General features: G+C 41.9%; 21 protein-coding genes, 1 tRNA gene and 1 pseudogene. 6 read left to right on the top strand and 17 right to left on the bottom strand.

The features are described 5' to 3' along the window. Positions 1–214: 214 nt before the first annotated feature. From CSHOW_RS04370 to CSHOW_RS04410, 9 genes are all read right to left on the bottom strand, one after another. Positions 215–838 carry a YagK/YfjJ domain-containing protein gene (locus CSHOW_RS04370; protein ID WP_002948078.1) on the bottom strand — a complete coding sequence of 208 codons (624 nt, stop codon included), beginning with the start codon at positions 836–838 and terminating at the stop codon, positions 215–217. A gap of 259 nt (positions 839–1,097) precedes the next feature. Continuing rightward, entirely contained in the window at positions 1,098–1,811 is a 714-nt protein-coding gene (locus CSHOW_RS04375; RefSeq protein WP_002948077.1) for a Rad52/Rad22 family DNA repair protein, read from the bottom strand. 11 nt (positions 1,812–1,822) lie between these two features. After that, entirely contained in the window at positions 1,823–2,413 is a 591-nt protein-coding gene (locus CSHOW_RS04380; protein ID WP_002948076.1) for a hypothetical protein, read from the bottom strand. A 9-nt stretch (positions 2,414–2,422) separates the two neighbouring features. Continuing rightward, on the bottom strand, positions 2,423–3,238 hold the full coding sequence (locus tag CSHOW_RS04385; protein ID WP_002948075.1) for a DUF932 domain-containing protein: 816 nt from the start codon (positions 3,236–3,238) through the stop codon (positions 2,423–2,425). Between the two features lie 1,164 nt (positions 3,239–4,402). Beyond that, positions 4,403–5,086, bottom strand: a complete 684-nt coding sequence (locus CSHOW_RS04390) for a hypothetical protein (protein ID WP_157753467.1) — start codon at positions 5,084–5,086, stop codon at positions 4,403–4,405. A gap of 550 nt (positions 5,087–5,636) precedes the next feature. Then, the gene (locus tag CSHOW_RS04395) at positions 5,637–5,909 is read right to left on the bottom strand and encodes a hypothetical protein (protein WP_039895158.1); all 273 of its coding nucleotides are present in this window, start codon (positions 5,907–5,909) and stop codon (positions 5,637–5,639) included. Positions 5,910–6,061: 152 nt separating this feature from the next. Continuing rightward, a tRNA-Leu gene (locus CSHOW_RS04400) sits at positions 6,062–6,148 on the bottom strand. A 90-nt stretch (positions 6,149–6,238) separates the two neighbouring features. Further along, positions 6,239–6,541 carry an HU family DNA-binding protein gene (locus CSHOW_RS04405; RefSeq protein ID WP_002948071.1) on the bottom strand — a complete coding sequence of 101 codons (303 nt, stop codon included), beginning with the start codon at positions 6,539–6,541 and terminating at the stop codon, positions 6,239–6,241. A gap of 120 nt (positions 6,542–6,661) precedes the next feature. Further along, positions 6,662–7,399 (bottom strand): YaaA family protein, encoded by a 738-nt coding sequence (locus CSHOW_RS04410; RefSeq protein WP_002948069.1) that lies wholly within the window; start codon positions 7,397–7,399, stop codon positions 6,662–6,664. Between the two features lie 126 nt (positions 7,400–7,525). On the opposite strand from CSHOW_RS04410, the gene CSHOW_RS04415 reads away from it, so the two are divergent. Together CSHOW_RS04415 and CSHOW_RS04420 are read left to right on the top strand one after the other, a co-directional pair. Continuing rightward, positions 7,526–9,766, top strand: a complete 2,241-nt coding sequence (locus tag CSHOW_RS04415; RefSeq protein ID WP_232501998.1) for a flagellin N-terminal helical domain-containing protein — start codon at positions 7,526–7,528, stop codon at positions 9,764–9,766. An 820-nt stretch (positions 9,767–10,586) separates the two neighbouring features. Then, a pseudogene (locus CSHOW_RS04420) lies at positions 10,587–12,050 on the top strand (DNA translocase FtsK); the annotation flags it as partial. Positions 12,051–12,258: 208 nt separating this feature from the next. On the opposite strand, the gene CSHOW_RS04425 reads toward CSHOW_RS04420, so the two are convergent. The 8 genes from CSHOW_RS04425 to glmU all read right to left on the bottom strand — a co-directional run bounded on the left by CSHOW_RS04425 (position 12,259) and on the right by glmU (position 20,203). Further along, positions 12,259–13,203, bottom strand: coding sequence for a DUF3137 domain-containing protein (locus tag CSHOW_RS04425; protein WP_002948063.1), 945 nt, complete (start codon positions 13,201–13,203; stop codon positions 12,259–12,261). Continuing rightward, complete coding sequence (gene truA / locus CSHOW_RS04430; RefSeq protein ID WP_002948062.1) at positions 13,203–14,156, bottom strand: tRNA pseudouridine(38-40) synthase TruA; 954 nt, start codon at positions 14,154–14,156, stop codon at positions 13,203–13,205. The genes CSHOW_RS04425 and truA overlap by 1 nt, the downstream gene beginning before the upstream one ends. Further along, complete coding sequence (locus CSHOW_RS04435; protein ID WP_002948061.1) at positions 14,157–15,182, bottom strand: LptF/LptG family permease; 1,026 nt, start codon at positions 15,180–15,182, stop codon at positions 14,157–14,159. Next, a complete protein-coding gene (locus tag CSHOW_RS04440; protein ID WP_002948060.1) occupies positions 15,175–15,996 on the bottom strand; it encodes a prepilin peptidase in 822 nt (273 codons plus the stop codon). The genes CSHOW_RS04435 and CSHOW_RS04440 overlap by 8 nt, the downstream gene beginning before the upstream one ends. 342 nt (positions 15,997–16,338) lie before the next feature. Continuing rightward, positions 16,339–17,040, bottom strand: coding sequence for a polyprenyl diphosphate synthase (uppS, locus tag CSHOW_RS04445; protein WP_002948052.1), 702 nt, complete (start codon positions 17,038–17,040; stop codon positions 16,339–16,341). A 1-nt stretch (position 17,041) separates the two neighbouring features. Continuing rightward, on the bottom strand, positions 17,042–17,701 hold the full coding sequence (locus CSHOW_RS04450; RefSeq protein WP_171992807.1) for a hypothetical protein: 660 nt from the start codon (positions 17,699–17,701) through the stop codon (positions 17,042–17,044). 17 nt (positions 17,702–17,718) lie between these two features. Then, positions 17,719–18,894 carry a bifunctional phosphopantothenoylcysteine decarboxylase/phosphopantothenate--cysteine ligase CoaBC gene (gene coaBC / locus CSHOW_RS04455; RefSeq protein ID WP_002948047.1) on the bottom strand — a complete coding sequence of 392 codons (1,176 nt, stop codon included), beginning with the start codon at positions 18,892–18,894 and terminating at the stop codon, positions 17,719–17,721. Further along, positions 18,881–20,203, bottom strand: a complete 1,323-nt coding sequence (gene glmU / locus CSHOW_RS04460; protein WP_002948044.1) for a bifunctional UDP-N-acetylglucosamine diphosphorylase/glucosamine-1-phosphate N-acetyltransferase GlmU — start codon at positions 20,201–20,203, stop codon at positions 18,881–18,883. The genes coaBC and glmU overlap by 14 nt, the downstream gene beginning before the upstream one ends. Before the next feature lie 148 nt (positions 20,204–20,351). Between glmU and CSHOW_RS04465 the strand changes: the two genes are divergently transcribed. The 4 genes from CSHOW_RS04465 (at position 20,352) to fliP (ending at position 24,096) form a co-directional block, all read left to right on the top strand. Beyond that, the gene (locus CSHOW_RS04465) at positions 20,352–21,503 is read left to right on the top strand and encodes a PepSY-associated TM helix domain-containing protein (protein ID WP_002948042.1); all 1,152 of its coding nucleotides are present in this window, start codon (positions 20,352–20,354) and stop codon (positions 21,501–21,503) included. 306 nt (positions 21,504–21,809) lie between these two features. Then, on the top strand, positions 21,810–22,577 hold the full coding sequence (locus CSHOW_RS04470) for a motility protein A (protein WP_002950161.1): 768 nt from the start codon (positions 21,810–21,812) through the stop codon (positions 22,575–22,577). Between the two features lie 5 nt (positions 22,578–22,582). Further along, positions 22,583–23,353, top strand: coding sequence for an OmpA/MotB family protein (locus CSHOW_RS04475; RefSeq protein WP_002948035.1), 771 nt, complete (start codon positions 22,583–22,585; stop codon positions 23,351–23,353). Between the two features lie 11 nt (positions 23,354–23,364). Then, on the top strand, positions 23,365–24,096 hold the full coding sequence (fliP, locus tag CSHOW_RS04480; RefSeq protein WP_376826371.1) for a flagellar type III secretion system pore protein FliP: 732 nt from the start codon (positions 23,365–23,367) through the stop codon (positions 24,094–24,096). The last annotated feature ends 112 nt before the right edge of the window (positions 24,097–24,208 follow it).

Consider the following 24,208-nt stretch of genomic DNA (forward strand, 5'->3'; position numbering starts at 1 on the left):
ACAACCTTTCATTATTGTTACGTTTAAAGTAATTATATCACACTTTGCTCTATATACAAAGCGATGTTTCAACTTTGTCTATAGTCTATGATAAAATTTCTACACACTGATTTTACAAAAGCATTTTTTGTTTACCATAGAATATTTATAGTGCTATAACTGTAATGAATACGTGGCCTTGTATTAAAATGTGGTATAATATGTATATTTTTACTTAATAACTACTGTTTATTTTACTGTGTTTTCTGGGTCTACCTTTATTGTTTTGCTTTGGCATAAGGCCACGCCTCAAAGCCCTAAAGCTTTTTCCATCTTTGCCGGCTATATTTTGCTCTCCCTTGCATAGATAAGACAACACATTATCTTTTAAAGTCTGTATTTTTATTTTATCATTGTAGCAAATTCTGCCCAGCCCATTATTCTTATATTTTCCTAAATTGCAATTATGAGAACACCCTTTGCCTTTTGTAATATTATTATTCCAATAGTCGCAAAGACGTTCGGCTGTCTTTGGTGTTGTTTGCTCTCTAGTATTTTGCCTATCCATAAAGATAACGACGTGAGCGTGTAAGTGGTTATATCCACTATCTCCTTGCTCCATTTTGATAATATAGCCTTTTGAATTTTTAAATAGCGTATTGCCTCGTTTATTGGTGTACAAGTGGTTGATATCATTGTGAAAGCTTTCCAATGTAACGTCGTCTCTATTTTCTTGTCTATAATACAAATCAACTCTTATCACGTCTACCCTGGAATTAGTTTGCATAATTCCATCTACATATTCATTTAGGCTTTCTTGCCTTCTCTGTTCTGTTCTGCCACAGTGTTTCTTTGTCATATTTAACTCCTTTGATATTTTAGATAACTACAGATCGTATATTTAGCTATTTTTGTATCTATTAATAATTTTAATTTAATTAATAATACTTATTATGCTAAAATCAAAGCCTATAGAAATCAATATAGCCGATTGGCTAAGGGCTTGATATTCTATACGTCTTAAATTATCAGTTAATATACGTACTTATGGCAAAACAAAAAAAAGTAAAATATTAATATACGCTCAAAGCCCATATCGGACTTTGAGCGTATATTTATTATGCAACGTTAGGGCTAATGGCTTTATACCATTGCTTGCTGTCGTTGTCCCATCTAAAGCCAAGAGATTTAATCGTATCCTTCTTTGAAAATACGTCTTTCCCAGTAACTAGCAAAAATCCATTTCGTTGGACGATGTCTAAACCTAAATTTTGTAAGGTCGTTTGCTCGTCGGTTTGGCTGAGGTTGTTCTGTCTGGTATAGAAGTTAGGTTTTTGTTCTTGCTTGTGTAGGCTGACGGTAGCTTTTGACAAATTGTTTTGCTGTGCATTTTGCGGAACGTAGTTACGGCTTTTGTCGTATAGAGAATTGCCGAATTGATTTCCAAATGTCCGCAAACTCCTTTTTAGTGCATCGGTTACGGCCTCTTTTGCACCGTTTTCGTGAGCGTCTGCTAGACTTTTGGCTACTCCTGTGCCAAATCCTACATCTTGACGAGTAATGCATTTGGAGTGATCCAAGCTAAAAACATCGACTTTGACTACGGCTTTATAACAAATGACGGCATTTTGATTATTGTTCGTCTCTTGCGATACTTGCCCTAACGAAACGATATTGTAACTCCAACTCCCGAATCCAAAAATGTTATTGGCCGCTTCTATAACGTCAAAACCTTCCAAGTAGGATAATTTAATACCAGCTTTTTCTCTTGTTTTTATCCTACTGCTATCTAGTTCTTCTTGCAGGATTTTAATTTGCTTTTCGTTAAACATCTAATATCCTTTTAAACGGCTTTTGGAAGCTCGTCGTCTGCTGGGAGCATATTGATATTGTTAGGTTTAACGTCTCTCTTTTTATTAACCTTGATTTTGGCTGGACAAACGGTGGTAACGACCGAAATTTCCGCAAAATCCTTTATTTCGTCCCGTCTACCATCTTTTAGTCCTTCTACTATGGCCTCCATATCAAGTCTAAATTTTACGTAGCCTAGGCTCATTAACGCAGCCTCGTCTTTAATCTTGATTTCGTCTTTTGTCTTTATGTTTTCTTTAATCAGAGTTAAAGATGAGATTACGTTACCATCTATTCTGTCGATACCGTTTTCTAAGAAAACTTCCGCTGCTATCTTTTTTGCGATATCTAATGCTTGCATTAAGTTTCGTTTCAGAGTTTGAAGCTCTTGTATGTCTTGAGATAAAATGTATATCTTATTTTTAATCTCGTCTAGAGATAACCCTAAGTAGTCGCATTTTTGAAAGTAGCTCGTACTATTGTTTTCTAGGATGCCTTTAAGATACTCTTCAAAATTTTGTGTAGGCTTATTTTCGTTTAAGCGTTCTATCTCGGATTGTAGCTTGTAGTTTATAAGTTTCATTTTTCTGCCTTATGCTATCAATTTGCTTTGAGTAGCTTTAATCTTGGCGATGCTTTCTGCCATATTCCAAAGCTTCTTGTTTATGTCTGTATCGGTAGAAATCGATTTTATAATCCTACTAGTAAATCGTCTATTCGTTTCGGCGTTAATTCCGCTAATGTTGCCCCTAATCAAATGTTCCTGGATGGTGTTAAAGGTAGTATATAGGTCGTCCTTCTCGTCTTCTATTCTGTGCGGAACCAATAAATCTCTATAATCCACCTTCAAATGCTTTTCAAATCTTAACGGGATCGCAGCCTTGGCAAAGCTTGCTTTATCGTCTTGGGTTAGCGGTATTTTGCTAAATAGCTTTATTTTGTTCAAAATATCGTATTTGGCTTTGGCTATTTTGTTTATAGCGATCGATACGTCGTTTTCTTTGTCGCCCAAGTGTTTTATTTGGTAAGACTCGAATACTTCGTCTGATACCACTAGGCCGTTAGCGCAAACGAATCTAAATACGCCCGCGCTTATACTAAAGCATTTGCTTCTATCATGCGAATTAAACAGCAAAAGCTCTACTACATTCTCTCCCGGGTTTAAAAAATCGTCTAGATGACGAAACCTTACGTAATGCTTTTGAAATCCTTCTTTCTTTTCGTCTCTCACGCTTGCTTCGCTTACGCCTACAGGATACCAAGCGTAATCCCTGATCTCGTTTATTACGTCGATCGTAGATATAAAGTGATACTTGTCGCTTGCTTCAAAATACGGTTCGTCCGCAAACAAAGATGGAGCCAGTTGCTCTAATTGCTCATTAGTGAGCGGTTCATTTGATGTAGTCATTTTTTGTTTCTCCTTTCGACTATTATTTCGGTTATGAATAGCAAGGTTATTCGTCTATACTATCCTTAATTATTTTAGCGACAGCCATCACTATCTCTAAAAAAACTCCCATTTTACGCCTCCTAAAAGTATAATTTAAAAATTACGCAGTTGATTGGAAAATATCCAAAACCTGTTTCTGCCGTCGGTGAACTATCGCCTATACTGACTACGCTAGAACTCATATCTATTCCTTTTGCGTTTTAGACGTAATAGTTTATGGATTAGTCTTTTGATCCAAGACGGCCTCTTATTTGGTAAAAAGCAACGATTTACCATATTAGCTCCTTGAAAAGTGAAGTAGCGATATATTTCTATATGCTTATATAAATAATATATAATTGAAATTTTTTCATTTTGATCCTATCTCCACCCATGGCAGATTAGCCATAGGTGGAGATCTTTGTGCCTTGTTGAAGTAGGGGGCATTTTGTAAGTGCGTAAAATAAAAAGGGTGATATTGCTTAATTTGTAGCGGTTTTGTTAGTTTAGGGCAGGCAGAGTGTTGCTTTCTAAGAATAAAATCAAGACTTGCCTACTAATAAAATTCTTGGTGCCGATCTTTACCACCTCTATTTCTCTATTGTAAATCAACTTCTTTAGCATATCAGATTTTATCAAGTTCATCTCCTCTATATCCTTTATGCTAAACAGCAATCCTTTTGGAAGGAGCGAATCATAATTTGCATAAATTTCCATTTTCAAAATCCTTGGGTTGTATTTTGTCAATGGATTGAGCTGCTGAAAAAAGAAAGTACTAAAAGCGCATACGAAATCTAAAATTTATGCAACTATTTTTTAGATAGCATATATTTATTTTTATCATTGTATAATGTAGAAATAGTTTCTATATAATTATATATGTATATAAGTAAAAAGTATTTTATTTTTAGGAATTTATGTATTAATTTTAAAATATAATATTTTAATAATATAGAAACAAAAGTGCTATAAAATACGTTTTTTTAGGTATTTTAAAAGTATTTCTATATTATCTTTTAATGTTTCTAACTTTAGAATAGAAATATTAAATTTATTTTTTATCTATATCTAGAAATACAATAGAAACACTAAAAGAAACATAATATTAATTAAGTATAATATTAATACTTTAAAAATATTTATCTAATTTTTGTCTGGGAAATAGAAGCATTTTGCTCCGCCTGGAGCCAGTACTGTTTTGAATAAATTTCCATCAAGCTTTTTTAGTTTTTTATATAAAGTAGTAGCGCTAATATCATAGTCGTATTTTTGTTTAAAGACTTCGTATATGTATTTTCGTTCTACTTTTTTATGTTTATCATATAGTTTTTTTATATTCTCAAAAGTTTCATCCGTGTTATTCCATTTTACTTTATCTATTTGGTTTAGCATATTTTGACTACTGGCAAGCTTGCTAGCAAATTCTATAATGCAGTCTTCCAATGTAGCTTTTTTTGTTATATCCATATCTTTTATATATAATATTTCTTTACTAGAGGTATAGTATTTTAGAATGCTGGAAAAATTTGGCAAATCTTTATCTAAATAATCTTTTAGATCATTGTATTTATATGCCTCTGGCATATAAATCTTTTCTATATTATCTGGCAATTCGAAAACCGTATATTCAATATTAGACAAATCATAAGGGATATATTTTGTATCTGTTGTTACAACAGTGCCCACTATGTTTTTATCTTGTTTTTCAAGAATATTCTGAATAAGCCCTTTCTTTTCTATATCTTTAATGGAATCGCTTGAAATATTGTCAGAATTGTAGAAAATTTTATTAGATTGTTCTTTTTTAAAATTTTTGTGCGATATCAATTCATTGTCTATTTTTAAGCAATAATTTTCTCCAAAAAGTGGCTTTACTATATTATTAAAAAAATCTCTTTACATGTTTTTTCTTCGCCAACAAGAACCAATATGCTTTTTAATAATTTTTGGTCAAATCCTATATTGCTATCATTCGCAATATATTTAAACATATTGGCTAGCCAACACATAATATAGTTAAATTTGTCCTTATTGTACCCAGATATATGATATATATATTGCATTGTGATAGAATAAATATTAGGTTTGTTTAAGATAAAAATATTATTTAGAATATGACTACACCGGTAAAATTTATTTATGTAAAATGTTTTTCTACCATCATATGTTGCAAATCTTTCTTTATGAATATCAAAAACATCACCAAGTACAATAGGTAAAGTATCTAGTGCTACACAAACAACATCATTTCTCGATTTAAATACGAACTTTTTTAAGGAATCTTGTATTTTGTTATATTTTTCTTCGCACTTTGAAATCCATATGCTTAGTTCAATGCTTATTTTAAATATTTTTATTTTTTTTCCAGACAGTTTGTTTAAAAAAATTCTAGCTTTTGAAAAAGTATTTGATTGGACTTATTCTGGTGGTTATAAATTATATTACCATTTTGATTAATCCAAAAATAGTGACCATCGTCTGCCAAGCACAAAAATATGTTGTTTGTATCCTTTAAAATGTGATTATTATAGGCCATATTGTTGTTATTGCTATTATTGATCAAAACTGGATATTGATAGAATAAAGCTACTTGGTTTAAAATATTCCAATAATCTAATTGTTTTATATAACTGCAGTCTTCTATGCCCATGATATATCCTTAAATAATGCAATGAATAATTATACAATATCTAGTTGCTGAATTAATATAGAAAAATATAAAAGTAAAAAAATGTGTACCCTTGATTAGAATTTTGTATATTTTGGATTTTTATAAAAGCTTTGTAATAACGACATAATCGATGGTGCCCGAGGTCGGACTCGAACCGACACAAGGTTGCCCTTACCAGATTTTGAGTCTGGCGCGTCTACCGGTTTCACCACTCGGGCTAATTAAAGAAGTGAGATTTTACCTTGAAAGATATAAAAAAGAGATTAAAAAACATGAAAGCCCAATCTTGAGCTTTCATGAAAGGGTGATTATTTCTTTTTGCCTTTTTTGCCTGCGCCTGCTACTACTGCTTCTTTTAATTTTTTGCCTACTTTAAATTTAACCGCTTTGCTAGCAGGAACATCTATAACTTTTGTAGTTCCCGGTACTCTTGCTTTTCTAGCGGCTCTTTCGGCAGTAGCGAATGTACCAAAGCCTATAAAGCTAATGCTATCGCCGTTTTTAAGAACCTCTTCAATAGTCTCTAGTGCGGCATCAACTACCTTTAGAGAATCTTTTTTAGAAAGACCGGCCTTGTCGGCAACAGCTTGAATAAAATCAGCTTTTTTCATAGAACCATCCTTAATAAGAAGTGATATGCGGGCATTTTACAACGTTTTTATAAAAAATACAATAGTTTTTAGCCGAAAATTTAACGATTTTTACGCGAATTTGACGAAAAAGCTCGAATTTTAGACTATTTGCGCCAAAAACTCGCTTTTTAGTCCAGTTTTTTTGACGTCTATAAGGCGCAAATTTTCTATATCGGTTTTGCAAAGTTCGCTGAAGTTTTTTACCCCATTTTGCGCTACTTGCCTCAAAACTATCCCGCGGTATGCTTTGGCGTAGTGACTGACGACTTTGCCGCTTTTTAGAAATTTAAAGGTCGCAAACGGTTTTTGTATGCGGTAAAATTTCTCGTAAAACTCGGCTCTAAGGTCTAAAATGTCGTCATCACCCAGCCACTCATCTATCTCGTCGCTAAAATTTTGCCTATAAAATTCCTCTAAATTTAGCCCGTTTATGCGCTCGCCTTGCCTTAGTTTGTATTCGGGTAGTGCATCCGCTGGCGTCACTGGACCGAATAAATTTGAAAAAATCAGCGTATTTTTATCTATAAACTCCTGTGCCGTGCTATCAAGGCCGCGGTAGTCAAGGTACTTGTAGGCTACTCCGTTATATCGCAGGATGGCTTTTACCGTGCCTTTTTTAAATAAGCTTTCACGCAAACTCGGCTCATCGGTCAAATTTTTAACGCCGAAAAGTTTTGAAATTTGCTCCAAAGTTGCCGTTTGCAAAAAATCATCGTAAATTTTTAAAATTTCGCACCGCTTTTCATATAAATCAGGAAAAATAAAGTCGTTTCTATCTATAAATTTGTTTGGACTCACGGCGGTTTTTGCTTCGCTCGGCGAAAAGAGTATTTTCATTTATTCTCCTTAAATTTGGCAAAATCATATCTAAAACTAAATAAATTTTGAAATTTGACGATATAACGAATGGAACTTTATTTGCTTACAAGAGATCAATTAAATTTAAGGAAAAATGCGATGAGAATGACGAATCAGCTGATGAAATTTACGAATAACTACGACTATCAGACCAATATGAAAGCGCTTTACAAGCTAAATACGCAAATTTCAAGCGGTTTAAAAATCCAAAATTCTTTCGAAGACAGTAGTGTTTACAATGACGGCATGAGGCTTGATTACGAGGTTGCGACGCTTGAGCAGGTGCAAACGGCGACGTCAAAGGCGCAACACTTTTCAAAAAATACCGATAAGGCTTTGGGTGAATTTAAGCAGCAGCTTGAAACTTTTAAAACGAAGCTAGTTCAGGGTGCAAACGAAATCCACTCGCAAACATCGCGGGAAGCCATCGCAAACGATCTTCAGGGCATCAAAAATCATCTAGTAAACATCGCAAACACCTCGATAAACGGACAGTTTTTATTTGCCGGAAGCGCTATAAACACAAAACCTATAAACGGCGATACGAATGAGTATTTCGGCAATGCGCAAACTATGAAAGCTGTAGGCGGAGCTCAGGTAAATTTGACCTACAACCAAAACGGCTATGAGCTATTTTTGGGCAAGGACGGCGACTATAATAAAAAAGTCACCTCCAACACAATGCTAAAAGCGCAAAATTTAGACGATAAAAATAAAACCGTTTATATCGATAGCGAGCATAAAATGCGCGATTTAATCGGTTTTAAATATGTAAAAGACGAAAAAACTCTAACCAATCAAGACTTTACCGGAACCGGCGTTAGGCAGTTTCAGGATACGACCTTTTTCTTGCAGGGTAAAAAGCCAAACGGCACTAGCTTTACGAGTAAATTTAAGATGACTTCGGACGCTTCGATAAACAACCTGCTAGAAAAAATAGGCACCGAATACGGCAACACTCCGACTAATAAAGTCGTCGAAGTAACGATAAATAACCAGGGTCAAATCAACGTAAAAGACCTAAGCAAGGGCAATCAGGTTATTGATTTTCACATGATAGCGGCGACGAAAAAAGTGGCAAACGCGGATGCTCTAGCTGGCGGTATAGCTGGAGCTTCTAGTGCGTTTGACACTGTAGATAGCCTAACTAGCGGCGCAAACCCGCTCGAAGCCATGGTGCAGGCAAACCCAGACGACTATGAAATCACGGAATTTGTTAAAAGTAAATACGAAGACCTAGACGGAGCCACTACAAATGCCTACGACTACGACAAGATAAACTTTAAACAAGAGGGCAGAAACCTAATAGGCACCGTATCGCAAGTAGAGCGCGGTAGCGGTAAATTTGCCGACGATAACACGACGCTAAGCCAAGTCGTGGGCTCAAAAGAGCTATATCCCGGCGAAAGAGACAAATACGACATGAATGATCAAGCCTTAAAAATGCAGATCAAATCTAAAAGTGGCGGAGATTATAAAGTGGACGTGATTTTCGGTAGCGCCGTACCGCCTGCAACATCAGGCAATGCTCAGGTAAGCATAACAAGACCGGATGGCACCACATACACTACCGAGGTTTGGGATAGTTTTTACAACGACACCACAAACCCGCCGACCACCGAGGGTAGAGAAACGCAGTCAAAAAATATGACTTTTAGGCAGCTAAACGACATTATCGGTATGGTAGCTAGTGACAATGTTCCTGCGGGCGCCGGCGGTAGTGCCCAGGCTGATTATGTCGCCTACAAACAAGCTATAGCAAAATCGCAAGGTAGCGTAGAGGCAAATATGGATCACCGCGGCCGCATAAAAGTAACCGACAAGCAAAACGCCGTCACGCCGATAAAAGTCGGAATTTACGACGAGGTAAATTCTGATCAATTTTACGGAGATAGCACCGGCACGACGCCTGCAACCACGCAAGGAGACGGTTCACTATGGAACTTTTCGGCAAACAACGGTATCGAAATAGATAGCCCGAGCGTGGATATTTTTGATGACCTGGATAGGATGATAGAGGCCGTAAGAAGCGGTCAATACCGCGCCGATAGTGAGAGTGAGCATCCGCGAAACTCCGGTATCCAGGGCGCGATCGAGAGACTAGATCACATCGCCGATCACGTAAACAAAATCCATACTAAAGTGGGCAACCAAACAAATACGCTAATACAGACCAACACGCACGCTAGCGTCATGGAGGTAAACGTAAAAACCGTCAAGGCCGATATCACAAACGCCGACTATGGCGAGACCTATATGAATCTCATGCAAAAAATGATGTCGTATCAGGCGATGTTGCAGTCTGTGGCTAAGATAAACCAGCTTTCTTTATTAAACTATATGTAAAAACTCGCTATAATCTACGGTTTTATTAAAGTTTCGTTATCAAAGCGGGCGGAGCGAAAATGGAGTCAAATTTTGATAAATTCGGCCCAAATTTAGCTCTCCCGCAAATTTAAATTTACTAAATTTAAAAGGACGCGCCATTTTAAGAGAATCGGTTTTAGTCGTAGTCGTTTGTTTTTTGATATTTTTCGGGATCGCTACCATCGCGCCTGCGGCAAATTTCGTCGGTAGCTTTGGCAACGCGATAGGACTTTGGAACTTCAAGCTTTTCGGCTTTATCGCTTACGTTTACCCTTTTGTTTTTATATTTTTTGCGTATTATATTTACAAATATTTTAACGGCTTTAACGCCGAATTTGCCCAGACGACACTTGGAGCGACGCTGCTATTTTTAGCGTTTTTGATGTTTCAATCAGGTGCGGACGCTAACTACGGCGGACTGGTTGCAAACAGCATAAATGATGCGCTAAAAGACGTGGCCGGCGTGATAGGTATGTGGGTATTTATTTTGATGCTTTTTGTGTTGAGTTTTGGTCTCATCGCGCAAGATAACATCATAGCTATCCTAAAAAAGGCTTTTGTAGAACCTAGCGCCAATGAAGATAAATTTGAAAGCCCAGCCGAGATTAAGCAAAAATCGCAAAAAAAACCTAGACAAATCAAAAAGCCTAAAGCTCAAAGCGAGTCAAATTTGAGCGAGGAAAACGGCGAAAAGCTAGAGGATAAAGACGAGCCGGACGACGAAGACGATGCGCAGGATGAAAGCGAGTCAAATTTAGAAGAAAAAAGTACTACTATAAACGGCGTCGAAATTTTAAACGAAGTCGCCGAAAATAAAAAACTGCTTGAACAAATGGAAAAAGGCAAGGTCGAAAAACCTAAGGATTTTGCGTTGCCGCCGCTTAAATTTTTAGCCGATCCGCCTAAGAGATCAAACAGCGTAAATGAGGCTGAGATCGATCAAAAGATCTCCGATCTGCTCGATAAACTGCGCAAATTTAAAATAGACGGCGATGTCGTGCGCACCTATACGGGTCCGATCGTCACGACGTTTGAGTTTCGTCAGGCGCCGCACATCAAGGTGAGTAAAATTTTAACCCTGCAAGACGACCTCGCGATGGCTCTGCGCGCGCAGACTATCCGCATCCAGGCTCCGATACCGGGCAAAGACGTCGTAGGTATCGAGGTGCCTAACAAAAACATCGAAACCGTCTATCTAAAGGAAATTTTAGATAGCGAAGTTTTCAAAAACTCGAGCAGTCCGCTGACTATCGCGCTAGGCAAGGATATCGTCGGTGCGCCTTTTATCACCGATCTAAAAAAGCTGCCTCACCTGCTAATCGCGGGCACGACGGGATCTGGCAAGAGCGTAGGTATAAATGCAATGCTACTAAGCCTGCTATATCGCAACAGTCCGCAGACGCTGCGCCTGATGATGATAGATCCCAAGATGCTGGAGTTTAGTATCTATAACGACATCCCGCACCTACTCACGCCCGTCATCACGCAGGCCAAGCAGGCTATAACCGCGCTATCAAACATGGTTGCTGAGATGGAGCGCCGCTACAAGATCATGAGCCACACGCGCACCAAAAACATCGAAAGCTACAACGAAAAGATGAAAGAGGAGGGCGGCGAGCAGTTCCCGTATATCGTCGTGATCATAGACGAGCTAGCCGATCTCATGATGACTAGCGGCAAGGACGTGGAGCTATACATCGGGCGCCTGGCGCAGATGGCGCGCGCTAGCGGCATACATCTCATCGTAGCCACCCAGCGCCCGAGTGTAGACGTCGTGACGGGGCTCATAAAGGCAAATTTGCCTAGCCGCATCAGCTACCGCGTCGGTCAGCGCATAGATAGCAAGGTGATTCTGGATCAAATGGGCGCGGAGAGCTTGCTAGGACGCGGCGATATGCTGTTTACCCCTCCCGGAAGCCCAGGCGTCATCAGGCTGCACGCGCCGTTTGCTAGCGAAAAAGAGATCGACACTATCGTAAATTTCCTAAAGGCTCAGCAAGAGGTGGTATACGACGAGAGATTTCTAGCCGAGGAGGGCGCTAGCGGCGGTGGGGCTACAGGCTCCGGCGCCGTAGCGGGCGAACTAGACGAGCTCTACGAAGAGGCCAAAGAGATCGTGCTAAGCGAGCAAAAAACCTCGATCAGCTACCTGCAACGCCGCCTAAAAATCGGCTATAACCGCGCTGCCACAATCATCGAACAGATGGAGCAAATGGGTGTGCTAAGCCCAATGAACGCAAAAGGGCAGAGGGATATTTTATAATTTGCTCAAATTTACAGGCGAGTGTCGGCTGTATTTATTTTTAGATTAGCGCCGTTAAATTTGAAAATATGCGCCTGCTATGAGCGACCGACTTTGCGCGGCGTTGCGAAGTTTTACGCGTTTAGCTAAAATCTATATTTAAATTTCCGACCGAATTTACGGTCAAATTTTAGGCTCGTAGTCGGCAAAATTTACTGCCGAAGCAAAATTATTTATAAATGTCAAGGCTCAAATTTAGCTCGTCGATTATGCGCAGCAGCCGCAAGACCTCGTCTTTTATGGCCTGCGCATCAGAAAGGCTTAGCGGCGGGTCCAATAGCGAACTTTCAAAACGGTTTTTTGCACCGTTTAAAAAGAGATAAAATTTATCGTCCATAAATGCCGCGCTTAGCGATACGGCACTGTCAAAACCCTGCTTAACCTCGCGCAGGCGTTGCATAAAACCGGGGCTTAAAAGATAGCGCGCTTCTATTTTGTCGTCGGTAAATACGCGAAATTCGCCGTTAAACTCTGTATCGTCAAGTATCTCTTTTTCGCCAGATATTTTCGTATTTAGCACCTTTTTGTCGGCTAGTATCGTTTGTCCTTTGAAATTTTTATAAAACTCGCAGACTAGTACTGTACCGTTAAAGTCCATGTATTCGTCGTATATGACTTTGCTTACTCTCAAAAGCGCCAGATAAGGGTTTTTTGAGCCGTTTGAGTCATATGTTTTTTCTACTTTTATAGCCTCGCTTAATTGAAATTTGACATTAGCGTAAGTACCGCTTATTTGGTCTTCGCCGTAAAAATTTACGCGCCTGTATATTCCGCTTTTATAAAATTCGTTTGCGGTGATGCCTTTTTGAGGCTCGTATGTAAAATTGCTATCTATATCGGCAATTACCGTGCTAACAAAAACATTTTTGTAGAAGCTTCTATACTCTTCCAGCGTTTTTTCTACTTTTGGAATCCTCGGCGTGACGTATATTGGGATGACTGCAAATGAAAGAAAGAATATTTCAAAGCGTCGCTCCATAATAATAAAAATTAGTATTGGTGCGACAAATGTCGTTATAGTCATAAATGTAGCGTATTTTTTGACTATTTTTTTACACTCATTTTGCTTTTGCGTTACGGCGGCGATGGCTTCTTTTATTTTTGGATTTCTCATTAGTAAAAAACTCGGTTTAGATAAAGACCGTTTGGCGGCGCGGGGATACGCGTGAGCGGCTTTTGCTCGTAGATAGCCTGGCGCAAAAGCTCTTTTGCTTTTAGGAAATTTTCGTCGCGGCAGTTGTTTGCGACTCCGTTTAAATTTGAGTTTTTGGCGTCAAATTTTGAAGCGACGCACTCGGCTTGTTCGGCGGCCAAATTTACGCTTTCGTGGCTTTTCGTTAGGATATTATCGCGGCTGTTTTTGTTTAAATTTGCGTCCAAATTTGCCGCCTCTGTGCACTCAAATTTAAACTCCTGCACCTGCGTTTGTCTAAATTTACCGCTTTTGGCAAGCTCAAGCGCCTTTAAAACGCTAGCGACCATGAGGCGAACCTGGGCGCGCAAAAAGCCGTTTGCTTTAAAAACGATGATTGTTCGCTCGCCGCGTTCGTAGCAAAAAGCCTTTGAGACGCGCCGCACGGGACTTTTGACGTCGCTGCCAAGCTTCATAAACGCGCTAAAATCATGTTCTCCGACAAAAAGCGCGAGCAGCTCGTTTGCTAAATTTAGGTCAAATTTGGGTATAAAAGTCTCGTAAGGCGACAAAAAAGGCGAAAACTCGCCGTGATTAATCACGTATCGATATGCACGTGCCGTGGCGTCGTATCGCGGATGAAAGCCATCTTTAACGCGGCTTATAAATTTGACGTGAATGGCCGGATGGGCGTGGCGGTTGACGAGTGATCTTAGGCGCACAAAGTCCTTAAAATGCTCGCCGCACTCCACGCAGGCGACTTGATTGTTTGCGTGCACTCCCTTGTCTGTGCGCGAGCTGGAGATTATTTTGCTAAAGATCCCTACATGCGCTAGGGCTACGCCCAGAGCGTCCTCAACGCCATTTTCGTGCGGCTGGGTCTGCGAGCCCTGAAATTTCGACCCGTCGTAGCTAAAAACGAGTTTAAGACGCACTTAGTATCTTTTTAAAATTTTAGCCCTAAAGCTAAAAATCGAGGCAATGAAAAATAACAAAAATATCGCCGCAATCGCGATAAAAACGCGCGAACTAAAGAGCATAATGAGCGTAAAATATCCAAACAGCACGCCAAATATCCCAAAATACACAAAGCCTTTTTCGTAGCGGTAAGTCACGATACCAAGGCTCAAGGCAAAAAGCGTCGTCGCTAGCGGAAAAAGCGCGATGAGAACGTAGGTCGCAAAGTCTTTAGCGCGCTTTTTATCCTCGCTCATTGCCTGCCAATACTGCACAAACGACTTCGTCTGCGCGACGCTGTCCTCTTGGGCAGTGCTGATTTTCATCGTGCCAAAGTCGGTTTTATGCCACGAGGCGTCTCTCATATCGTAAATTTTACCCTCTGATAGCGTAAACTCAAGCACGGCGTTATTGTTGGTTAGGCGAGCGTTTTTAGCAAGGACGAATCGGTGTGCGCCTTCTTTTGGCGAATAAAGCGTCACGCCCTCGTAAAGAGTGCCGTTCTCGTCGCTTTTTTCATTTTGGATAAAGACCATCCAGTCGGAAAATTTTTGCCCGAATTCGGTTGTTTTCAAATTTAGCTTGGCGACGGTTTTTTTGTACGAGACGAAATTTGAGTTTAGCTCCGCAGCTGTGGGGATCAGTATTATCGCGGTTACAATGAGAAAGATTGAGACCGCGCCACTAACGATTAGGAAAAATTTAGCGATCCTAACTGGCGAATATCCGAGCGTAAAAAGCACGATGCTCTCGTTTTCGCGAGAAAGTCTGAAAAACATGAGCGCAAGCGATACAAAAAACGCGATAGGTACGGTAAAAAGCAGCACTCTAGGCAGCATAAACATATAGAGTTTAAAAAGCTCTATAAACGTAATCTCGATGTATGACGTGATACGGGCAATCTGGATGAAAAACACGATCGACATGATGAGAAAAAGCGTCGCAAATAGCGATGCGAACGTACCTAGGAAGTTTGAGAAAAGATAACGCGCCGTCCTATCCATAAATCAGTCCCAATATGTAGATAAACTGCTCCTTAAACGCGTAAACGATGAGCGTGGCAAGGCTCAAAAACGGCACGAAAGGCAGCTCGTATCCGCGCTTTCGCACTATGACGTAGGCTGGCAGCGTCAGTAGCGCCGAGACATAGATCGCCATGAGGCCGAGCTTGACGCCTAGTATCGCGCCCATAACGCCCGCGATAAAGATGTCCGCAGAGCCCATGGCTTCGCGCTTGAGAGTCAGGCTAACGACAGCGCGCAGCAGCCAAAAGGCAAACATAAAAATCGCAGCGTTTATAAACGAATCAAATGCAAATAAAAGCCCATCCGAGTCAAAAGAGTCGGGCGGATTAAAACCGTAAAGCAGCGAAAATGCAACGCTGGCAAAAAGCAGCGGATCGGGAACAGCCTTGTAACGAAAATCGATCAGGCTAAGCGCTAGTAGTAAGATAAAGCAGACGCCAAGCATCGCCGCCTTAAAAATCGCGGCGTAAAAGCTGTCCGTAAGAGGCTCAAGTCCGTATGTCTCAATGCAATACGCAAGCACGCAAAGCAGGCCGCTAGCAAGCTCAACTAGAGTATACTGAAAGCTGATTTTTTCGCCGCAAAACGCGCACTTGCCGCGCAAAAACAGCCACGCAAAAATCGGGATGTTATGATACGGCTTTAGCGGAGTTTTGCAGCTTTGGCAGTGCGAGGCAGGGAAATTTATGCTCTCGCCGCGCGGCATGCGGTAGATCAGGACGTTGCTAAAACTGCCGACTACGGCGCCCAAGATAAAAAATAATAAAATAAAAAATACAACGGCGAAAATCATAACTCTCCTAATTTAATTTATAATGCATTTGGCTGCTTGCGGTTGTTTTTGAGCTAGCGGCGACGTTTTTAAGTAATGTTTGTGCAAATTTGCCGCACGATTTGAGCTAAAATTTGACTCGTTATTTGCGCCGCAAAAAAGCATAAAACACAAAATTTAAAGGCGATTTTAGCGAAATATTGCCTTGAATGATTTTAAATTTAAAGATTTCGGTTCAAAATTTATGCAAAACGGCGTTGCGGAAAGGCTTTTATTTGTCAAATTTAAACGCATTTTTCGGCAAACTAATCAAATAAAATGACGTAAATTTAAAAAGACAGAGGCAGCCAAAAACATCAAATTTTAAAGTCCGCCAAATCTTCTATCTTTTTTCTTAAACTTAGCCGTTATCTGGGCTAGCTCCTCGCGCGTGAAATCTGGCCAAAGCGTAGGCGTAAAGGCAAACTCGGCGTAGCTAGCTTGCCAAAGCATGAAATTTGACAGTCTTTGCTCGCCACCCGTGCGCACTAGAAGGTCGATGGGCACGGACTCATCGAGGCAGGCTTGCAGGCTATCTTCGCTTAAATTTAGGGCTAGGTTTTGGGCGTCAAACTCTCCGCCGTTTTTTTCGCAAAATCTCCTAAAAGCTCTTAAAATTTCATCTTTAGCGCCATAGTTTAGCGCCAAATTTAGCTTTAGCCTAGAGTTTTGCGCGGTTGCGTTTTTGATATCAGCTATCTCGTTTTTTAGCTTATCGCTTAGCGGACTTTCGTTGCCGATAACGTTAAATTTGATGCCGTTTTTGATAAAACTATCGTGTTTTGAGAGTAAAAATTTATGCAAAAGCTCCATCAAAAACGCCACTTCGCTCTTTGGACGCTTCCAGTTTTCGGTGCTAAATGCATAAAGGCTCAGCACCGCCACGCCCTCGTCGATACAAAACTCGCACATCTGCTCCACGACGTTCGCGCCCGTTTCGTGCCCTTTTGTACGTAGCAAACCGCGGCGCTTAGCCCATCTGCCGTTGCCGTCCATTATGATAGCTAGGTGATTTAGCTCGTTCATTTTAGCCCTTAAAATCGATTATTTTGCCGCTTAGATCAAAAAAAGCGGCGATGTTTTGCGTCGTTTGCGCTTCGCAGTCAAATTCATTTCGCAAAAGCCTAGCGACCTTGTCAAACGGCGTTTGGGCGTTAATTATTTGAGCGCCTTTTAGCGTAAAAATAATCGGAGCGAAATTTGAAAAAATAAGGTAAATTTGACTCGTCCGGGCGCCGTCAAATTTCATCTGAAAAACCCCTTTTGCACCGTTATAAACAAACGAAATATTAATGATATTTTTTTGTAGCGCAAGCAGCATTTGAGCTAGACTTTCAAATGATTCCCGCGAGTCTGCCGCGCTAAGGCCGTTAAATATATATTCATAAAACCAGTTTAGATCGGACTCGCTTATAAGCCTTTCTATTAGGGCCAGTCCGTCGGGCGCAGCGTAGGCTAAATTTGGTTTTTTAAAGAGATTTCTTATCACGATATTTTCGGTGCCGCTCGCGATCTCGCCCCAGTATTCGCCCTCCACGTCGAGGCTTTTCATACTTTTGGTGCTTAGGATTTTGTTGCCCATTTTGAGATTGTAGCGATTGTAGCCCGTCTTTTCGGCGACTTTGATGCTGATTGGCAGGCTCGCGTTTAGAGCCGTGCCCGCGTCGCCGCTTGCGATTTTTTGCACTCGTGAGACGGGATTTATCATAGCTTGCTTGCTAAATTTACGATTTGGCGCGCCGCGTCCTCTTTGGATGTTAGCGCGATATTTTGCGCGTCACGGCTCGTTATAAAGGTGATTTGCGTGCTATCAGAGCCAAAATTTACATCGCCGCCCAGCACGTTTAGGCAAACGGCGTCAAGGCTCTTTTTCTCAAGCATATTTTTTGCATTTTGCATAGCGTTTGCGCCGTCCATTTCCATTTTAAAACCGATTTTTTTGACATTTTTAAAACCCGCCAGAGAGCCCAAAACATCCTCGTTTTGCGCGAGTTCTAGCGTCCAGATTTCGCCTAAATTTTGCTTTTTTAGCTTGCCTTCAAATTTTGTTTTTGGAGCGTAATCGCTAACCGCAGCCGCCATCGCGAGCAAATTTGCGTCCGTCAAATTTGCGCGTAGCAGCTCTTTTAGCTCCGCCGAGCTTTGAAATTTGAGCGTTATATAGGGCGCGTTTGCCGTCTCAAAGCTAGCTATCAGCGTCACGTCCGCGCCCGCGTAGTAAAAGGCGCCCGCCAGCGCTTTTGCCATCTTGCCGCTAGATAGATTCGTCACGGCTCTTACGTCGTCGATCTTTTCGCTCGTAGCGCCACCCGTTACGATCACCTTTTGTCCTTTAAATTTTGGCTCTGTTAGCATTCTTTTGGTTTCGTAGATGATCGTAGAAACGTCTGCCAGTGCGCCTTTACCGACGTCGCCGCAGGCTAGGGTTTTTTCTACCGGTTCGATAAATCTCGCGCCGTTTGCCGCTAAAAACTCGAAATTTTTGCGCGTAGAGAAGTGATTTAGCATTTTGTCGTTGGCTGCAGGCGCGATGAGTAGGGGAGCCGGGCTAGCGATCAGAGTCTGCATAAAGACGTTATCGCAAATGCCGCTTGCAAGCTTGTTTATCGTATTTACGCTTGCGGGCGCGATGAGGATTAGATCGGTTTTGGCGTAGGCGATGTGATTTAGTCCTTCCTGCCAGTTTTCAGTGCGCGAGGTTAAAATTTTATGCTCGCACAGCGCTTCAAAGCCCGCTTCAGAGCAAAATTTGAGCGCTCCTTCGCTAAGCATAACCCGCACGTCCGCGCCCTCTTTTTTTAGCGCGGATAAAATTTCATAAGCTTTATAAAACGCGATACTGCCGCAAACCGCAAGCAAAATTTTTTTATTTTTTAGCATTTTCGTCGCCGCTTTTTGCGCCGTTAAAAAATTTATAAAAAAAGCCTTCTTTATTTACCTGTTTCGTGCGGCTGATGGCTAGCGCGCCACTTGGTACGTCGCTAGTTACGGTGCTTCCTGCGGCGATTAGCACGTCGTCGCCGACTTTTACGGGAGATATGAGCTGGGTGTCCGAGCCGATAAAGACGTTTTTGCCGATTATCGTTTTGTGCTTAGCTTTGCCGTCGTAGTTGCACGTGATGGTGCCGCAGCCTACGTTTGTGCCCTGGTCGATCTCGCAGTCGCCAAGATAGCTTAGATGGCCTGCTTTGACGCCGTTTAGCCTGGCTGCTTTTAGCTCGACGAAATTTCCGATGTGAGTGTTTTTGATCTCGCATTTTGGACGCAGGTGCGCTAGAGGGCCGACGTCCGAGTCCTCGACGACGGAGTTTTCTACGACCGAGCCGCTTTTGATGACGGAGTTTTTGATGAGACACTCTCCGATGACGCTTACGTTTTCTTCGATTACGCATTCGCCTTCAAATTTTGCTCTAGAGTCGATGTAAATGCTATTAGGCAGACGCATTAGTACGCCCGCTTTCATCAAATTTTTCTTGATCTCCTCCTGCATCAAATTTTCTGCTATGCTGAGCTGAAATTTATCGTTTATACCCATGAAATTTTGCTCTTCGACGCTGATGGCCCAGCACTTTAAGCCGCGCTCGTTTGCGATTTTTATCGCGTCGGTTAGGTAAAATTCTTTCTGCGAGTTTTTGTTGCCGATGAGAGGCAAAATTTCGCGTAAAACTTCGCTTTTAAAGCAGTAGCAACCGGCATTTGCGCTTTTTATCATTTTTTGCGTCTCGGTCGCGTCTTTTTGCTCGACGATGGCTTCTGCTTTGCCGTTATTTATGATGACGCGGCCGTATCCGTAGGGGTCTGTCGCCTCAAAAACGCTTAGCGCGATGTCTGAGTTGCCCGCGCTTAGGCGGATTAGGTCGTTAGTTTTTATAAGCGGCATATCTCCGCACAAAATCAGCGTTTTTTCGCTATTTAGAGGGATGTTTTTTAGCGCGCCCGCAGTGCCCGGGAACTCTTTTAAATTTTGTTCGTAAATTTTAGTTTGAGGGAAAATTTCTTTGATTTTGGCTCCCACTAGCTCTTTTTGATAGCTCAAAACCACGCTCACGTCGCTACTGATCTCATAAGCCTTGCGCAAAATATGGATAATCATCGGCTCTCCGCAAAGCTCGAAAAGCACCTTTGGTTTGGTTGATTTCATCCTCGTGCCAAGCCCCGCGGCAAGCACCACTACGCCGATATCGCTCATCTTTTTTCCTTGTTTAAATTTGAGCGATTTTATCTCAAATTTGCTAAATGCGCGATTAATGCTTTTTTGGACTTAACAATTTCTTAAGCATTAACTTATATAATCACGGCCTTTGAATATAATCAAAATCAAATTTAAAGGATGTAACTTGCTTTCATTTTTAAAAAAGGCTTTAAGAAGAAATCAGTTTTTGTTTAATCTCCACCTGATTTTATCGATTATTTTTGCCGTTCCGCTACTCGTTATCGGCGTTACGGGCGCGATTTTGTCGTATCAGCATGAGCTTGATGATCTCATAAATTTAAACGCTCCCAAAGTGGAAAAAACGGGCGAAATGCTAAGCGCGGAAAAAATCCTGCAAGGCTTTAGCGAGCAAACGGGCGTTAAACAGCCGGCAAGGCTCGTGCTACCTAAAAGCGAAAACGAAGCGGTCAAAATTTATGCTAGTGGTAGCGACGCCTATCTGGTCGATCCGTATACCGCGCAGATCATCGGCAAGGACTATGGATTCGCCTTTGTTCGCACCGTAATGTCGCTGCACCGAAATTTGGGCTTTGCGCTAACTGGCAACAAAACCGTGGGCGAGGTCGGCAAGCAGATCGTAGGCGCTAGTACGGTCGCGATGATAGTGCTCGTGATAAGCGGCGTTTGGCTACATTTCCCGAGACTAAAACGCAAATTTGCCGAGGCGATAAAGCCAAATTTTAAACTCAAAAAATACGCCCTTTTTCACAACCTGCACACGAGTCTGGGCGCCCTAAGCGCGGTGATCTATCTCATCGTCTGCTTAACTGGGCTCATGTGGTCGTATCGCTGGTATAACGGCGCGGTGATGGAGCTTTTCGTTAGCGAGCAAAATTTGCCAAAAGAGACCGCGCAAAAAGACGGAGCGCCCGCAAAAGCAGAGGGTAAAAAGAACGCCGAGTATAAATTTAGCGATGTACAGAAGGCTTATGAGATATTCAGATCAAGCGGCATAGAGTATAAGGAATTTAGCCTGATGCTCGCGGCCGGAGATAAGATAAACGTCAGATACTACGAGCCGGACGCGCCTAGCACCGCTCGTCCGAAAATGACCGCCGTAAACGTAAAAGAGGGCAAGATGGCTGAGCAAAAGCAAACCGATGGCATAACCATAGGTATGGTAAAAAGCACGAACTATCAGTTGCACACGGGGTATTTTTTCGGGCTTGCGGGTAAAATTTTGTGGTCGGTCGTTTCGCTTTTGATGGCGCTTTTTATCTTTAGCGGCTTTTATATGACGGCAAAAAGGGCGTTTAAGCCAAAAAAGCCTAGTTAAATTTGCCCTTTACGTTACGCGTGCGAGCGATAAATTTGCCAAATTTGCTCTTGCCGCAAGACGCTACCTTTTGTTTTTGTTTAAAATTTCGCTTTGCTTTTTAAATCAAATTTTTAGAAAAAATTAGCATTTAAATTTGGTCAAGAAAAGTGCCAAAAAAACGAAATATGACCAAAAATGCAAAATTTGAAAAAATTTATGCCGATTTGGAACGCCTTTTGCAAAAAGCTAATCTAAGTTTAACTGTTTTTTCAACTAAAAAAAAACTAAAATACAAACTAAAATTTTTAAATAGAAAGTTGCAAGATGGATTTAGGTAGCCTCGTCGGTTGGATAGTTATTATGGTGCTTTTGCTAGGTTCCATGCAAATGGGCGTCGGAATCGGAGCTTACATCGATATTCCCTCTGTTTTGATCGTTTTTGGCGGTACGATTTGCGCGCTGATGATCGGTTTTAAGATGGAGCAGATAAAAAAGCTAGGCACGTTTTACGGCATCGCGGTAAAACCAAAAACCTACAATCTCCCAGAAATTGTAAAAAAAATGGTCGAGTACTCCACAAAAGCTCGCCGCGACGGTATCTTGGCTCTTGAGAGTGATGCAAATAACGAAACCGATCCGTTTCTAAAAAAGGGTCTATCTATGGCGGTTGACGGCAACGAACCAGACGCCATCAGAACGCTGCTTGAGATAGATATGGAGCAGGCCAGCTCCAGACACGGCGATAATATCAAAATTTTCGAACAAATCGCGGGCTTTGCGGGCTCTATGGGTATGATCGGTACGCTCATCGGTCTGGTTGCGATGCTTATGAACATGTCCGACCCTTCGGCTATCGGTCCGTCGATGGCGGTCGCGCTCATCACGACGCTTTACGGTGCGATGATAGGAAACATCCTTGGCTCGCCCGTGGCAAACATCCTAAGTATCCGCGACAAGGACGAAGGCACGGCAAAGGTGTTGATGCTAGAGGGCATAATGGCGATACAGGCGGGCGACAACCCTAGGACGCTTGAGATGAAGCTACTATCGTTTTTACCGCCTAAAGACCGCGTCAGTCAGTTTGATAAGTAGTAAAAATGGCTAAAAAGTTAATCGATCCGGGCGACTGCCCCAAATGCTTACCCGAGTGGCTCGCTGCGTTTGGCGACTTGATGTCGCTGTTGCTTTGCTTTTTCGTACTGCTTCTTTCTATGAGTACGATGGACGCAAAGAAGCTAGAAGCCGCGATCGGCTCGCTAAGCGGGGCTTTGGGCGTGCTTGAGGGCGGCGCGAAACCGGACGTCAGCGCCGAGCAAAACCAAGACGACCATGCCACCTCAAACAAAGAGCGCACGGGCGTGAAGTCAAATTTCGAGCAGACGCTGCGCTCTATTAACGAGCTTTTGCACGCTAGCGGCTCGCCTGAGGTTACGTTTGAGGAGAGCGAGAGCGGCTTCGTGATCAGGCTACCTGCAAATTTGCTCTTTGCAAAAGATAGCGCCAAGCTGCAAAACGACGATGCGCTGCTGTTTTTAAAACGTATCGCGATGGTGATAGCCAAACTACCGCCCGACGTCGTAGCAAACGTGATCGGACATACCGACAGCGAGCAGCCGGCGTCTACCGAGTTTAAAGACAACTGGCAGCTATCGTCGGCTAGAGCTATCAGCGTAGTTAGCGAGCTCATCAAAGACGGCGTCGATCCTAAAAAGCTAACCGCATCAGCAAAGGCCGAATTTGAGCCGTTTGTGACGAATTTCACCGAGCAGGGCAGGGAGAAAAACCGCAGGGTCGAGATCCACTTCGTTTCGTTAAATTTAGACGACAAAGCCAAAACGCAAAAAAGCATACTGGACGCGCAGGAGTAAATTTGAAAAAACTGACGTTTTTGCTGTTTTTTATCTTTGCGGCGGTCGCGATCGGCGAGGATAACGTCACGATCCCGACCGTAAATCTCAGCCTAAGCGCGCCCACTACGCCAACCCAGCTAGTTAGCTCGCTAAACGTCCTACTGGTCCTCACCGTCCTTACGCTCGCTCCTTCGCTCGTTTTTATGATGACGAGCTTTTTACGGCTCATTATCGTTTTTTCGTTTTTGCGTCAGGCGATGGGTACACAGCAGATGCCGCCGTCTACGGTGCTTATTAGCCTTGCGATGGTGCTTACGTTTTTTATCATGGAGCCTGTGGGCAAGCAAGCCTATGAAGCGGGCGTGCAGCCGTATCTAAGCGAGCAAATCGGCTATCAAGAAGCCTTTGAGCGCGGCGTAAAGCCGTTTCGCGAGTTTATGATAAAAAATACACGCGAGAAGGACCTGGCGCTATTTTTACGCATCAGAAACATGCCAAACCCGCAAAGCTTCGACGATATCCCGCTCACGGTCGTGATGAGCGCGTTTATGATCAGCGAGATGAAAACGGCATTTGAGATAGCGTTTTTGCTCTATCTGCCGTTTTTAGTTATCGATATGGTCGTTAGCTCCGTGCTTATGGCGATGGGTATGATGATGCTGCCACCGACGATGATTTCACTGCCTTTTAAGCTACTTATTTTCGTGCTCGTCGACGGGTGGAATTTGCTCGTCATGAATCTCGTTAAAAGCTTTCATTAGGTTTTTTGTCGCTATAATCTTAAAAAAGCTCAGCGCGCCGCTTAAATTTTCATTTTATTTTACTTACGGCGCCAGACTTCAGACGGCGCAAATCAGCTCAAATTTAGCCCGC

It is taken from the genome of Campylobacter showae (assembly GCF_004803815.1).
Taxonomy (GTDB): Bacteria; Campylobacterota; Campylobacteria; order Campylobacterales; family Campylobacteraceae; genus Campylobacter_A; species Campylobacter_A showae.

Coding starts and splice junctions, on each gene's coding strand:
- CSHOW_RS04435 (WP_002948061.1), bottom strand. CDS start 15,182: ATGGATAGGACGGCGCGTTATCTTTTCTCAAACTTCCTAGGTACGTTC.
- CSHOW_RS04385 (WP_002948075.1), bottom strand. CDS start 3,238: ATGACTACATCAAATGAACCGCTCACTAATGAGCAATTAGAGCAACTG.
- CSHOW_RS04370 (WP_002948078.1), bottom strand. CDS start 838: ATGACAAAGAAACACTGTGGCAGAACAGAACAGAGAAGGCAAGAAAGC.
- CSHOW_RS04425 (WP_002948063.1), bottom strand. CDS start 13,203: ATGAGAAATCCAAAAATAAAAGAAGCCATCGCCGCCGTAACGCAAAAG.
- CSHOW_RS04410 (WP_002948069.1), bottom strand. CDS start 7,399: ATGAAAATACTCTTTTCGCCGAGCGAAGCAAAAACCGCCGTGAGTCCA.
- CSHOW_RS04440 (WP_002948060.1), bottom strand. CDS start 15,996: ATGATTTTCGCCGTTGTATTTTTTATTTTATTATTTTTTATCTTGGGC.
- CSHOW_RS04415 (WP_232501998.1), top strand. CDS start 7,526: ATGACGAATCAGCTGATGAAATTTACGAATAACTACGACTATCAGACC.
- CSHOW_RS04375 (WP_002948077.1), bottom strand. CDS start 1,811: ATGTTTAACGAAAAGCAAATTAAAATCCTGCAAGAAGAACTAGATAGC.
- CSHOW_RS04475 (WP_002948035.1), top strand. CDS start 22,583: ATGGCTAAAAAGTTAATCGATCCGGGCGACTGCCCCAAATGCTTACCC.
- coaBC (WP_002948047.1), bottom strand. CDS start 18,894: ATGCTAAAAAATAAAAAAATTTTGCTTGCGGTTTGCGGCAGTATCGCG.
- glmU (WP_002948044.1), bottom strand. CDS start 20,203: ATGAGCGATATCGGCGTAGTGGTGCTTGCCGCGGGGCTTGGCACGAGG.
- uppS (WP_002948052.1), bottom strand. CDS start 17,040: ATGAACGAGCTAAATCACCTAGCTATCATAATGGACGGCAACGGCAGA.
- CSHOW_RS04470 (WP_002950161.1), top strand. CDS start 21,810: ATGGATTTAGGTAGCCTCGTCGGTTGGATAGTTATTATGGTGCTTTTG.
- CSHOW_RS04380 (WP_002948076.1), bottom strand. CDS start 2,413: ATGAAACTTATAAACTACAAGCTACAATCCGAGATAGAACGCTTAAAC.
- CSHOW_RS04405 (WP_002948071.1), bottom strand. CDS start 6,541: ATGAAAAAAGCTGATTTTATTCAAGCTGTTGCCGACAAGGCCGGTCTT.
- CSHOW_RS04395 (WP_039895158.1), bottom strand. CDS start 5,909: ATGGGCATAGAAGACTGCAGTTATATAAAACAATTAGATTATTGGAAT.